This is a genomic window from Pantoea sp. AS142, assembly GCF_037152305.1.
Classification (GTDB): Bacteria; Pseudomonadota; Gammaproteobacteria; order Enterobacterales; family Enterobacteriaceae; genus Pantoea.
This window is the reverse complement of sequence record NZ_JBBCMO010000012.1, coordinates 20,440-33,572: the sequence shown is the minus strand read 5'-3', so window position 1 is coordinate 33,572 and position 13,133 is coordinate 20,440. Positions and strand designations below refer to the sequence as shown.

General features: G+C 54.0%; 12 protein-coding genes. 1 reads left to right on the top strand and 11 read right to left on the bottom strand.

Annotation, left to right across the window (positions count from 1 at the left end; all coding sequences use genetic code 11):
- Positions 1-135 precede the first annotated feature (135 nt).
- From WFO64_RS19195 to WFO64_RS19185, 3 genes are all read right to left on the bottom strand, one after another.
- Positions 136-423, bottom strand: a complete 288-nt coding sequence (locus WFO64_RS19195) for a hypothetical protein (protein ID WP_442956165.1) — start codon at positions 421-423, stop codon at positions 136-138.
- A 142-nt stretch (positions 424-565) separates the two neighbouring features.
- The gene (locus WFO64_RS19190) at positions 566-1,072 is read right to left on the bottom strand and encodes an SRPBCC domain-containing protein (RefSeq protein WP_337013635.1); all 507 of its coding nucleotides are present in this window, start codon (positions 1,070-1,072) and stop codon (positions 566-568) included.
- 135 nt (positions 1,073-1,207) lie between these two features.
- Positions 1,208-2,122, bottom strand: a complete 915-nt coding sequence (locus tag WFO64_RS19185) for a LysR family transcriptional regulator (protein ID WP_337013634.1) — start codon at positions 2,120-2,122, stop codon at positions 1,208-1,210.
- Positions 2,123-2,619: 497 nt separating this feature from the next.
- On the opposite strand from WFO64_RS19185, the gene WFO64_RS19180 reads away from it, so the two are divergent.
- A complete protein-coding gene (locus WFO64_RS19180) occupies positions 2,620-3,315 on the top strand; it encodes a haloacid dehalogenase type II (protein WP_337013633.1) in 696 nt (231 codons plus the stop codon).
- 45 nt (positions 3,316-3,360) lie between these two features.
- Here WFO64_RS19180 and WFO64_RS19175 read toward each other — a convergent pair whose 3' ends face one another.
- The 8 genes from WFO64_RS19175 to arnB form a co-directional block, all read right to left on the bottom strand.
- Positions 3,361-4,890 (bottom strand): Fic family protein, encoded by a 1,530-nt coding sequence (locus WFO64_RS19175; RefSeq protein WP_337013632.1) that lies wholly within the window; start codon positions 4,888-4,890, stop codon positions 3,361-3,363.
- 154 nt (positions 4,891-5,044) lie between these two features.
- Positions 5,045-5,404 (bottom strand): 4-amino-4-deoxy-L-arabinose-phosphoundecaprenol flippase subunit ArnF, encoded by a 360-nt coding sequence (arnF, locus tag WFO64_RS19170; RefSeq protein WP_337013631.1) that lies wholly within the window; start codon positions 5,402-5,404, stop codon positions 5,045-5,047.
- Positions 5,401-5,724 carry a 4-amino-4-deoxy-L-arabinose-phosphoundecaprenol flippase subunit ArnE gene (gene arnE / locus WFO64_RS19165; protein ID WP_337013630.1) on the bottom strand — a complete coding sequence of 108 codons (324 nt, stop codon included), beginning with the start codon at positions 5,722-5,724 and terminating at the stop codon, positions 5,401-5,403. Before arnE ends, arnF begins: the two co-directional genes overlap by 4 nt.
- Positions 5,724-7,391 carry a lipid IV(A) 4-amino-4-deoxy-L-arabinosyltransferase gene (gene arnT, locus WFO64_RS19160; RefSeq protein ID WP_337013629.1) on the bottom strand — a complete coding sequence of 556 codons (1,668 nt, stop codon included), beginning with the start codon at positions 7,389-7,391 and terminating at the stop codon, positions 5,724-5,726. The genes arnE and arnT overlap by 1 nt, the downstream gene beginning before the upstream one ends.
- Complete coding sequence (gene arnD / locus WFO64_RS19155) at positions 7,391-8,293, bottom strand: 4-deoxy-4-formamido-L-arabinose-phosphoundecaprenol deformylase (protein ID WP_337013628.1); 903 nt, start codon at positions 8,291-8,293, stop codon at positions 7,391-7,393. Before arnD ends, arnT begins: the two co-directional genes overlap by 1 nt.
- Positions 8,293-10,272, bottom strand: coding sequence for a bifunctional UDP-4-amino-4-deoxy-L-arabinose formyltransferase/UDP-glucuronic acid oxidase ArnA (arnA, locus tag WFO64_RS19150; RefSeq protein WP_337013627.1), 1,980 nt, complete (start codon positions 10,270-10,272; stop codon positions 8,293-8,295). Before arnA ends, arnD begins: the two co-directional genes overlap by 1 nt.
- A complete protein-coding gene (gene arnC, locus WFO64_RS19145; protein WP_337013626.1) occupies positions 10,269-11,252 on the bottom strand; it encodes an undecaprenyl-phosphate 4-deoxy-4-formamido-L-arabinose transferase in 984 nt (327 codons plus the stop codon). Before arnC ends, arnA begins: the two co-directional genes overlap by 4 nt.
- A 1-nt stretch (position 11,253) precedes the next feature.
- The gene (arnB, locus tag WFO64_RS19140; protein ID WP_337013625.1) at positions 11,254-12,390 is read right to left on the bottom strand and encodes a UDP-4-amino-4-deoxy-L-arabinose aminotransferase; all 1,137 of its coding nucleotides are present in this window, start codon (positions 12,388-12,390) and stop codon (positions 11,254-11,256) included.
- Positions 12,391-13,133 lie beyond the last annotated feature (743 nt).

Here is a 13,133-nt window from a genome sequence, read left to right as displayed (position 1 = left end):
GCCCGGAACCCGCACAAACTCCCGCGTACGCTTCGTCACCAGTAGGATGCCAGCCGCCACGGCAGAATCGCCGTGGCGTTCGGGCCATATGTCGTGCACTGGCGAGAGACGCCATAGCAGAATTCATCGACCAGGTCAGGTTCGGCACATTCGGGCGCAGAAGCGGGGGCGGATCTGTCGTCGCTGCTTTCTGGTCAGCGCCATTTGAAATACCTTCTTATCCAACATAGCTTCCCTGAGCAACGTCCTGAGGTGGACGTTCTCTTCTTCAAGTGCCTTGAGTCGCTTCTCTTCAGGTACTTTCATGCCACCAGGCTTACTGTGCAGGATGTAGAAAGTAGCATCATAGATAGCGTACTTGCGCCAAAGCGCCCTGGTAGCCCCCGACTTAGCTTTGTGGAAGATACTGATGATCTTGTTCATCGGAAAACCCGTCCACATGGGGATGTCCTCATGTTGCTGATGAAGACATTGCTAACATCACGATGTATTAGTTAACGGGGAGCAGGTCAATCGAGGCTGAAAATCAGTCAACCCCGATGATCCACCGGTATGAGGTCGTCAACTATTTCGCCGCAGCTTCGATCAAGCCATCAAGCCATTCCTGATGGCCGTTCAGCATTGGATTGGGGCGGGTATTAGCCAGCTCTTTCGCCGGGCTTCCGCTCTGAGTTTCCTGCGTCAGGATTCTGACTCTATTACCGGACAAATCTTCCAGTAGCCATGCATGATGAACGTCGAGACGTTGAGCAGTGTTTTCTTCACCGGACCATCCGTGCCATGCCAGACGAGCAGGTTGACCTTCCGCAGGTGGAACAAATTCCACGACCTGAGCTTCCACAGGAAAACCAAAGGTAGTGAAGTAGAATCGCACCCCATCTTCCAGTTCCGGTCCTTTGTTGTCATAAAAACGCACATCGGCAGCGTTTTTATAATAGTCCGGCCACAGGAAGGGCTGACTCAGCAACGGCCAAACATCATTAATATTCAGACCTGAAATGATCATTTCATTAGAAACAAAGTTATCGGTAAAACCCGGCACAAACCCTTCTGGCCAGTTGATCGCATTCATAAAATTCTCCAGCAGCGATAATTAATTGCATTAGGTATCTTGTTAAAGCAGCAACACCCAACGTGGTAGTAATGATTATTGGTGTCATTGAGTTATAAGGCTAATCGCTATTATTTATGATATGGATAAAAAAAGTTATATCACAGCAGAAGAATGCTGGCTTACTTCAACACATGAAGCCCGAATCCATTGATGAGCAGGGTCACGATGGGTACGTTCATGCCACGCCATGCTCTTGGTGAATCCCGGAATGTTAAGTGGTAAGGGGATAATGGCAAGGTCGCTTTCAAGGGGTATCATCCGGTTGGGTACAACAGCGATCATGTCGGTTAACCGCAAAATATCTGGTATCACCAAAAAACTGTTAACTGACATACCCACGCGCCGCTTGAGGTTTAACTCAGCCAGAACCTCATCCGTTACGCCTGTAAAGCGGCCTTCTGTAGAGACCAGAATGTGTTCCTGTTCGCAGAATTGTTCGACCGTCATTTTCGAAGCAGCGGCCAGAGGATGGTGCCCCCTGGCTATGCACACATATTTTTCTTCATAAAGTGCTCGTCCGTGCAGGTCATCGGGAGTGGTTTCTGGTGTAACCAGAGCCAGGTCAACTTCCCCCCGGGACAGTTGGTGATACATACGTTCATTGTCAACGGGCCTCACGGCGACTCTTACAAGCGGCGCATACTGTTTCAGCGCTGCCATCAACGGAACGATAACAGCCTTAAGTGCATAGTCTGTTGCGGCAATGGTATAAGTCAGCTCCGCCGTTACGGGTTCAAAATGTGTTGGTTTCAGTAGAATGGCGATCTCAGTGAGGATTTTTTTTACCGGAACAGAAAGTTCGTTGGCCCTTAGCGTGGGAACCATACCGTGGCTGGTACGGACAAATAGAGGATCGCCAAAATAGTCACGCAGGCGGGCGAGCATGCCACTAACGGCAGGCTGCGTCAGTGAGAGACGTTCTGAAGCCCGGGTCACACTGCGTTCATCCAGTAACGCATCCAGGGCCTTTAGAAGGTTAAGATCGAGTGATCTGATATCATTTTTCATGATGAGGCTGCCTGAAAAATATAAGAATTTTAATTTAGGCTAAATGCTCAGAAAAAAGTTGTCCAGAAAGTATTTGTTTTTATTTTTTATAAACTTCCGTTTCTGGTACAGACCCGCTGTAACTTGTTTCTATGCATGATACCTGTCTCGCTGAAAGAGCTGATATTTCAGAAAGTTGTTTTAGTGAAAGACGCTTTTGCTTTCTTAAAGTGTTTATATTTTGTCTGGGGCATGCCTATTAAATAGACCTCACAAAACGTTGCAGAGAATTAACCTATTTAGTACGGTCAAATAATGATGCATTGTCTTACATCTGCTTTATATTTAACATAATCAATATTATGCGCATTAATAGCGGGCTTTAGCAGTGCCACGTTTTTCACTTAATTTCAGATGATAGCGCAGCGCCGATATTGAGCAATCCTCTCCGGTGTTCTACCTTCAATCAGCATCCATCAAGCTTCACCTTCACACCCGTCAAGCCAACCGGAGGCCAGATGACCAACAGCCAACACCCCGCACCATACAGCGGCACGCTGTTTTTTGATGTCAATGAAACCCTGCTGGACACTGCCGAACTGAACCAGGTTGTTGCGCAGCGACTCGGCGACAGACCAGAACGCGCCGAGGCCTGGTTTACCTCACTGTTGCACTATTCACTGGTGGAGTCGGTGACCGACAGCTGGCACACCTTTGGTGATATCGCCGAAGCGGTACTGGAGATGACCGCCGCGCGGTACGGCATTACTTTGCCTACAAACGTGGCACCATTGGCTGAAATCATCGCAGCCATGCCCGCCCATCCTGATGTTACTGATGGGCTGACTGGCTTGCAGCAGCAGGGTTTTACGCTGGTTGCGCTGACCAACTCTTCTTCTGCGCTGGCTGAAAAGCAGCTCAGGTCATCCGGGCTGATACAGCTGTTCACTCGTATCCTCAGCGTAGAACAGTTGCAGGTTTATAAACCGGATATGACCGTTTACCCATGGGCGATGAAAGAGATGGGCAAGCCCGTCTCAGAATGCATGATGGTGGCGGCGCATGGCTGGGATGTTGGCGGAGCAAAACGTGCAGGCATGAAAACGGCATTTGTTACCCGCAAAGGTCAGGCACTCTACCCGCTGGCCCCTGCACCCGATCTGGTCGTCAGCGATATCGGTGCGTTGGCCGTAGAAATAAAACCGTTCTGCTGACCGGATAACCGCTCATGAGCGAACACTCCAGAGGTGGCTGGCCAGTCAGTGCTCCTGCGCCTCAAACGCTGACCTGACCGCGTCCACGATCTGTCGTGCTTTGGTTATATCGTCAAGCAGCGGGAACGTTTTTTTAAGCTTGCCGGAAACCTGCCAGCCATTCTCCTTCAGCGAACGAATAATGCGACTGGCGTCCTGATCGGGCATCTCCACGACCTCCTTCAGCCGCTGCTGCGCGCGCTGAAATATCACCAACACGCGCGCTTCATCAGCCATCTCTGTTCGCACTGTGTGTTCTATGACCCTTCCCGTGTAAAGCACATGCTCGGTTAAATCGGGATAGCGCCAGGCAAAACGGGCATCCTCATATTCGCTGAAAACAAAGTTGCTCAGCGTACCATCTTCATAGGTTTTCAACTCACCAAACCGATAATAGCCTGCATAGCGCTGCATCAACCGTTTAGAAAACACGTCCAGCGTGCGTTCGTAACCGACCCGGAAATCCATCGAACTGGTAATGGTGGCTGAGACCGGCAGGATCACCCCATCCGGTATCGCCCCATCACGAATCAGTGTGTCATTGATTAAAAAACGATGGATGCGGCCGTTGCCATCGCGCATCGGGTGGATGTAGACGAAGCCAAACGCGATCCCCCCTGCACGAGCCAGTGGTTCGGCCCCCCGGGTCGCCTCTTCAAAGGCTTTCAGGCCCTGCATAAAGCGCGGAACATCATCATACGCTGGCGCAATGTAGTGGACGATATCTTCGCGCATCGTCGACTGCCCGACAAACACCGGCGAACGTCGCAGACCCAGTCCCAGGGCATCCTGTCCCAGAATGCCCTGCTGTATGGTATGCAGGCTGGCATCACTGAGCGGATCATCAAGCTGGCCGCAATACTGCGCGATTACGTGGGCAAAACGCTGAATGCGATCGCCCTGATCCGACTCTTTCTCAATCAGGAAACTGGCGCGCGACTCTTTAAACGTGAGCCAGCTGGCGGTGCGCAACAGAATATCCGCGCCAAAGGCGTTATCCAGCTCCGTAAAGGCACCGTTGAGATCGAACGCGAGCGCTTGTTCAAGGGCAGCCGTGCGGCGCACCAGCGGGCAGAAATCGGCCGAGCCCGGCAGGTTATCGTTAATGCGCCAGCGCCTGTTGCGCTTCACATTGGTGCGGGTCAGATACGCTTTGGATGAAATCGCATCAACATAGCCTCCGTTGGTGACATCCGGCACCTGCAGGGTGTTACCGGTCAGCCATTCATAGAGAAAACCAGCCCGGCGCGCATATTGTCCGAACGGCTCCTGACGGCACCAGTGCTCCAGAGGTTCAGGACCGACCCTCGTAAACAGGCGGGCAAAAAATTCCAGATGGATCTCTTCGTACTTGAGACCAAAGGCGAAGTGACCGGAAAAATCATTTTCGGGTTGATAGCCTGGTGGGTAGTAATTTTCTACCCGTCCCTGACTCTCATGATGAGAGCGTACAGTTCCGATGGAAGACTTCACGCGCAGTGGCTGCGCCAGTTCAAGAGCATAACGTTCGCGCAGCGCGCTAAAGCCGACCCGCATGTTGAATCCTTTATTAATCGAATTAAAACGATAATAAAAAGGGTTTTTATCACGAAAATGATAATTTCGCTATGCCGGGAACGTTAACCCCTGCTCAAAAACGATAAAAATCAGGAATTATGGTGCGAAAACGCTAAAAAAGGCCCAGGCAGGCTTATATTACAATGCAAAGCAGTCCGAACACGATAATCACTACGCCCGCCAGGCTGTGCCAACTGAAAGCTTCATGAAACCCCGGTAAACAGACAGCCACCAGCCACACCAGCACGTAACTCAGGCTGAGAAGCGGATAGACCCGGTTCAGCGGAAAATAGTGCAGCGCCCGAATCCAGCACAGCATAGAGACGCCATAAGCGCCCAGCCCGGCCAGCAGCAGCAAGGCAGGGGATAAAGCAACCGCAGGCAGCGATATTAAGTTGCTGACATCAGGCAGTCGCGGCATCGCCCAGCGCATCATCAACTGTGCTGCTGAGACCAGCAGCACGCTGCACGTCACCCATTGATACCCTTTCATAGCTGTCTCGCCATCAGCGCCACACCCGCGACCACCAGCAGCGTGCCGGCAAGCTGGCGCAGCGTTAGCCGCTCGTGCCAAAGAATGCGTCCGGCCAGCGCAACAAAAATAAAGTTTAGGCTCAGCATCGGATAGGCCTGACTGACAGGCACCCGCTGCAGCACCAGCAGCCAGAGGATCATCGCGATGCCTAATAGCAGCACACTCACAGCAATCCAGCTTAAGCGGATCCGGCGCGATGCCGTGTGGGTAGCCTGTTTCTGGCACAACTGCGCACTGCAACTGAGCAGACTGACCAGCACAATCAGCAGCAGTGGCATCACTTCATCTGACGGTAATAGAGGCAGACCAGCCTGCCCTGACGATAGACGGCGTCCGGCACCGGGACATCCTCACCGATATCACTGTGTACCGAGTCGACCAGTAGCAGCAGTGACACGCTTCCCATACGGCGATGGACGGCAAGCCAGCCGCCGAAGTCCGCTTCAGAAACAAAGCGGGATTGCGCATCCGGGTAGTGAAGCCCATATTCCAGCTCACCTTTGGCGTCATAGAAACCGATATCGCTGCGTTGCAGATGCCAGGCCGCAGCAGACGCCACGCCGGGATTGTCCGCCAGGATAAAGCGGCTGGACGCCAGCCGCTCGCCGATGACCGCAACAAAGCGCTGCGGCTGTTTGGCGTCGCGGATCTTATCCGGGATCGCATTACCCATAATCAGCACGACGCCCAGCGGGCAAAGCGCTGCCGCCAGCCAGCGGTGCTGTGCAGTCCGGCAGCTGTATGCGCCGACCAGGCCCCAGCCGAGAAACGCAAGTGCTGCCAGCACCAGTTTCAGCATCTCATGCGTGGCAAACAGCGGATGCTGTGTCAGGCTCCAGGGGGCCAGCACCAACAATTCCGCTGCCAGTATAATGGTGCCGAAAATCAGGTTAAGCCAGCCATTAAGGGTTAATGCGCGTCCTGCCCGCTGTGCGGCGTTCAGGCCATAGTGCGCCATCAGCAGCGACAGCGGAACAAAACAGGGCAAGATATAGGTCGGCAGTTTGCCTTTTGCCAGGCTGAAAAACAGCAGCGGCATCACCGTCCAGCTCAGCAGATAGAGCGCGCCGGGATGCTGTTGACGTTCGCGCCAGCCGCTGATCAATGCACCGGGTAACAGCCCAAGCCACGGCAGCGTGCCCAGCAGCAGCACCGGCAGGTAATACCAGAACGGCGCTTTGTGCTGCGCATTGTCTTCCGCAAAGCGCTGAATATGCTCGACCCAGAAGAAGTAGTGCCAGAAATCGGGTGCCTGATGATAAATCGCCAGCGCCCAGGGTGCGCTGATCGCGGCGGCTGAGAGTAGCGCCAGCGGCCCGAAGCAGAGCAGTTCACGCAGCCGCTGCCGCCAGATTATCCACGGCAAAATCGCCATTACCGGCACTGCCAGCGCCAGAAAGCCTTTGGTCATGAATCCCATGCCGCAGGCGAAACCCAGCAGCAGATAGCCCCCCGCGCGCGTGGCGCGTCCGCTGGCGTCCGTTGCCAGCCAGAAGCTGCACATCGCGGCCGCCAGCCAGAGCATCAGCATCGGATCAAGCACCGCATAGGTGCCAACGCCATACACCAGCAACGAACTGAGGAAAATCAGGCTGCCAACAGCGGCGGTGCGCGCCGAACCAAACAGCCGCCTGCCGAACCAGAAGATTAGCGTGGCAGTTATCGCCGTTGAGAATATCGATCCCGCCCGTACGCCAAAATTGTTGTGGCCAAACAGCCACTGACCCAGCGCGTTGACCCAGTAAGCCGCCACTGGCTTTTCAAAATAGCGCAGTCCGAAGAAATGTGGCGTGACCCAGTTACCGGTTGCCAGCATCTCCCGGCTGATCTCCGCATAACGGGTTTCATCCGGCTGCCAGAGATCGCGGAACATCGGCGGAATCAGGTAGTAGAGAACAAAAAAGCTGAAAAAAAGCAGCCATTTCGTGTTGTTACGTATCCGCACTAGTTCGCCTCGTCAATCAGTTTCTGGCAACCCAGCCACCCTTCCCGTCCAGCGATTTCGCCTCTGACCACCCTGCCCACCGGTAAGGTGCTCAGATCGTCGGGCAGTAACTCGCTTAACTGGCAGAACTGAATGCCGTTACGGGCTGCAGAAGCCAGTAGCCGATCAAAGTCCGGGTAACCGATAATCCCCTCGACTTCGGCATGCACCGTGTAAACCGCCCCATCATCAGAAGCGAGCATTTTTGCCAGAATGTAGTCGTTATAGTCCTCGGCACTGACCTCGCGGCCAACCACTTCATCCCAGGTCGGCAAGGTCACCGGAATCTGTACGGTGCCGATCTGCCCATCCGGCAGCATGGGCCGGAACGGCCCGCGCCCGCGACAGTCGCTGTTGTAGTGAAAGCCAAAATCCTGTTTTGCGGCGATGACCCTGCCATCGGCACGCCAGCCTGCGGCGGCCGAGCAACTGACAGGCTGACCAAGGATCTCTCTCAGCATTTCGGTGCCACGGGCTATCTGCTCAACCAGCTTATCCTGCGGCCAGACGCCCGCCCATGTCTGCCAGGCAAAGTGGTCCCAGGCATGCAAGCCGACCTCATGCTGGCGGGTGGCGTCCTGCATAATGTGCCGCAGACCACGTCCCATCAACTTTCCCGGCCAGGCCGTTCCGGCGAGCAAAATGTCCCAGCCATAGAGCGACGCGGCGCGGGAGCGCAGCATCTTCATGAGAAACGCTGGTTTCACCAGCCGCCAGAGATGGCGGCCCATGTTGTCCGGTCCCACGCTGAAGAAAAAGCTGGCCCGCACCGCATGATGCTGGAACAGCTCAAGCAGCGCCGGCACGCCCTGCTTCGTGCCGCGCCAGGTATCTACGTCAATCCGCAGGCCGATCTTCTTCATCACTTATCAGCCTGTGGCTCAATGGTGCGCAGGAAGAAGTCGAGCGTGTTGTCGATAGTGACATCCATCGTCACAGCTGGCGTCCAGTCGAGTAAACGACGCGCATTGCGGATAGCCGGTTTGCGGTGCTCCACATCCTGATAGCCTTTGCCATAATAACTGCTGCTCTCCACATCCCGGAAGCCGGCAAACGGCGGGAACTGGCTGCGCAGCGGGTGACGTTCGAAGCTGGCCAGCAGCTGTTCGGCCAGCTCTTTGATACTGGCTTCGTTGTCCGGATTGCCGATATTGATGATCTGACCATCACAATTCTGCTGTTTGTTTTCGATAATGCGGAATAGCGCCTCAACACCATCCTGAATATCGGTAAAGCAGCGCTTCTGTTTGCCGCCGTCGATCAGTTTAATGGGCGAGCCTTCTACCAGGTTGAGGATGAGCTGAGTTATCGCGCGGGAACTGCCAATGCGCGCTGCATTAAGGTTGTCCAGACGCGGTCCCATCCAGTTGAAAGGACGGAACAGGGTAAAACGCAGCCCCTCTTTTTCGCCGTACGCCCAGATCACACGGTCCAGCAGCTGTTTGGATACCGAGTAGATCCAGCGTTGTTTGTTAATTGGCCCGACCACCAGGTTAGAGCAATCCTCATCGAAGCTGGCATCGGTACACATGCCGTAAACCTCAGATGTCGACGGGAAAATGATGCGCTTCTGATATTTCACGCAGTCACGGATGATTTTCAGGTTCTCTTCGAAATCGAGTTCAAACACGCGCAGTGGATTGCGTGTGTACTCAATCGGCGTGGCGATCGCCACCAGCGGCAGGATCACGTCACATTTTTTGATGTGATACTCAATCCATTCGGAATGGATAGCGATATCCCCTTCAACAAAATGGAAGCGGGGATGGTCCAGGAAGCGGCTGATGGCGTCTGAACTGATATCAAGGCCATAGACCTCGAAATGCTCATCCTGTAACAGCCGCTCGGTGAGATGGTTGCCAATAAAGCCGTTAACGCCGAGGATCAGTACGCGGCTGCGGCGTTGCAGCGCCGACTGCGGCTGTGAGTAGAGCAGTGCGCCAGGCACCATCCCTAAACTTTGTGCCAGCTGGCTGCCGTTCATGTAGACGCCATGCTCAGACTGTCCAGTCTGGATTTCAAGCGCGCCCTCGCCACAGGCGATCAGGAAAGGTTGCTTAGAGAGTACCGTGCCCGGTTTCGCCTGATGCTGGTGCAGATGAACCCGGCTCTTCCAGACGGTAAATCTGACTGAACCGGCAAAGGCAAAAGCGCCCGGCCAGGGATCCGTGACCGCTCTGACCAGATTGTGAATCGTCTGAGCAGGCTGATGCCAGTCAATGCGGCCATCTTCGGCCGTGCGACGGCCCACTCGGGTCGCCTGACTCTCATCCTGTGGCCACTCACTGACCTCACCCTGACGCAGACGGGGTAACACGTCGCTCAGCAACTGTTCTGCCGTTTGGGTCAGTTTGCGGTGCAGCGTCAGTGCATTGTCCTGCTCCTCAATGGCCACCGCCTGCTGTGCCAGAATATTACCGGCATCGGCCCGCTTCACCATACGATGCAGCGTGACGCCCGTTTCACCTTCGCCATTAATCAACGCCCAGTTCAGCGGTGCCCGGCCACGGTATTTTGGCAGCAACGAACCATGCAGGTTAAAGGCGCCCTTTTCGGCGCATTGCAGGATCTCATCGCTCAGCAGATGGCGATAGTAGAAGGAGAAAATCATCTCTGGTGCCATGGTGCGGATACGGTCAAGCCAGATCGGGTGATTTGCCTCGTCCGGCGCATAGACCGGAATGCCGTGTTCTGCCGCCAGACGGGCAACGGATCCGAAAAAAGGATTTTCGGTCGCCACATCGTTGTGGGTAAAAATGGCGGTAATCTCATAGCCTGCCTTCAGCAGCGCATTGATGCCGACACAGCCCATGTCGTGATAGGCGAAAACGAGGGTCTTCATGATTGAGTATCCTGTACTGAAGGCTCTTCAGGAGCCTGAACAATGCGTTGAACGAAATAGCGCGGACGCGCGCGAACATCGTTATAAATGCGCCCGATGTACTCCCCGAGCAGTCCCATACCCACAAACTGGGCACCGATAAACATGAACAGCACGGCGAACAATACGAAGACGCCATCACCCGCCCAGGCTGCACCAAAAAAGAGTCGCAATACGATCAGCACCAGCGAGAAAGCGAAGCCGGAGAGTGCAATCAGGCTGCCAACCACGCTGAGCAATCGCAGCGGTGTGGTGGTCAGGCAGGTCACCAGGTCGTACATCAGGTTGATCAAACGCATAACGTTATATTTTGAATCGCCAAACGCCCGTTCGGCATGGATCACCGGCAACTCAATAGTGTGACGGGCAAAAGTGTTGGCCAGAATCGGAATAAAAGTGCTGCGTTCATGGCAGTTGAGCATCGCTTCGACGATGTGCCGACGATAGGCGCGCAGCATGCAGCCGTAATCCCCCATCGCTTTGCCGGTGACACGCCGAATAAGCCGGTTGAGCGTGCGCGAGGCCCTGCGGCGGAACCAGCTATCCTGTCGCTGCTGCCGGATTGTGCCCACCACGTCATAACCCTGACCCGCGGCTTTTACCAGCCGCGGGATCTCTTCCGGCGGGTTCTGCAGATCGGCATCCAGCGTAATAATCAGATCACCACGAACCTGGCTAAATCCGGCCATGATGGCGGAGTGCTGACCGTAGTTGCGGTTCAGCAGCACACCCTTTATGCAGCTGCCTGGAGCGGTGGCGGCCTGTTCAATCAATTCGGCTGAACGGTCACTGCTGCCGTCATCCACCAGTAGAATTTCATACTCAAGCCTGGTTGAGTTACAGGCGGCGCAGGTGCGCTGAAGCAGCTCCGGCAGGCTCTCCTGCTCGTTATAGACCGGGATGACCACGGAAAGCATATTGATTGGTTTGATATCGCGCATCTCAGGCTCCGGCAATCTCATGTAAGGCCTGAATCACGCGTTCGATATCCCGATCCGTCATTGACGGAAACAGCGGAATCGAACACATTTGCTGGCTATTAAGTTCACTGACGGGCAGACGTAAATCGGGATAGCGCTCGCGATAATATTTGTGGGTATGCGCTGCACGGAAATGCAGACCGCTGCCGATGTTCCGCGTTTTCAGTGCCTGCATAAAGGCATCGCGCGACAGACCGCAGCGCTGTTCATCAATACGAACAATAAACAGATGCCACGCATGCTGATGTGACCAGGCGGGCAGTGACAGCGGGGTGAAAGGCAGAACGCGCAGCGCCTCAAGATAGCGTTCGGCAATTTCACGGCGGCGGGCAATAAAGCCCGGCAGTTTCTGTAACTGCACCAGCGCAATCGCTGCGCTGATATCGGGCAGATTGTATTTGAAGCCCGGCATCATCACTTCCGCCTGTGGCAGACGGCCCTGGGTCTGCCGATCGAACGCATCCACCGCCAGACCATGAAACTTCAGGCTGCGAATACGATCGGCAAGTGCAGCGTCATCGGTCACCACCAGGCCCCCTTCAGCGCAGGTGATATTCTTTATGGCGTGGAAAGAGAAAATCGCCGTGCCACGCTGCCCGACCGGTTTATCATAATACGTGGTGCCCACCGCGTGAGCTGCATCTTCAATGATAGCGATCCCATGCGGCTCGGCCAGCTGATAGATTGGCGCAAGATTGGCAGGCGCACCGGCGTAATGCACGGGAATAATAGCGCGGGTACGTGAGGTAATCGCCTGCGCTACCTGTTCCGGCGTCACCATCAGGTTGTCGGGATCAACATCAATCATCACCGGCGTCGCGCCCAGCAACGTGATCAGGTTCAGGGTAGAGACCCAGGTCATGGACGGCGTGATCACCTCATCACCCGGCCCGATCCCCATCGCCATCAGCGTGACATGCATTCCTGCCGTGGCAGAGCTCACGGCGATGGCATGCTGGTTGCCGGTCAGCTGAACAAAAGCCTGTTCCAGTTCGGCGCATTTTGCCCCGGTGGTTATCCAGCCTGAGTCAAATACCGCTTTAACAGCAGCCAGCTCCTCATCACCGAATGAAGGGCGGGAAAATGGCAAAAAATCCATGCTAAAACTCCTGCAGATCAAACTCATAGGCTGTCGCGCGTTGTTAATCAGGCACAACGTCGGAAAAAGAATTGAAATAGTGATTTATCGACACCCGGCAATGGCGTGATCAACACCACACTCTCCCGTTCTGGAATTAAAGTTACCGGCCTGCTAATACAAACTAACGCATGAAAGTTAACTGAACATTAAATGAATAGCGTGAATGACTCTAAAACCAGGGGAGCATGCGTTGACGGCTTATAAAAAAGTTCACTCTAAAACGCCTGACAACCGTTCTGGCCACAACTCTTTTTAATTTATTGATCTTTTGTTTAAAAAAATCAGGATTTGCCTGTCACCCGACCAGACATCAGCGTATATGGAAGAGGTGAAGTCTGAATGGGATGGTTAAATCGCTGATTTATCTAAGCTAAGTTCATCCGGTTTATCCCTGTTTCATGCCCGTAATAAATAGCGCCCGCTGTTCTCAAAAAATTACAGATTAATAAAACTCTCTTAATGTACTCTTAATATTGTTCATTATTAATGTCCTTCCCTTACAATAATCATTACCTTTTGGTGAATCTGAGGTGAAGGTCAGTTATTAATATCTGTCAGATTATCTGTGTGCGTAAGGTAAAAATAGTACTGGAAAAAGTGAACAAGATCGCGGTTTCAGGCGTTAACGTTTGGTCTGCCTAAGAAAGAGAAAATAGTGATGATAGGGACTGCCTGTTTATGCACGCTATTCGCCCTGCTTA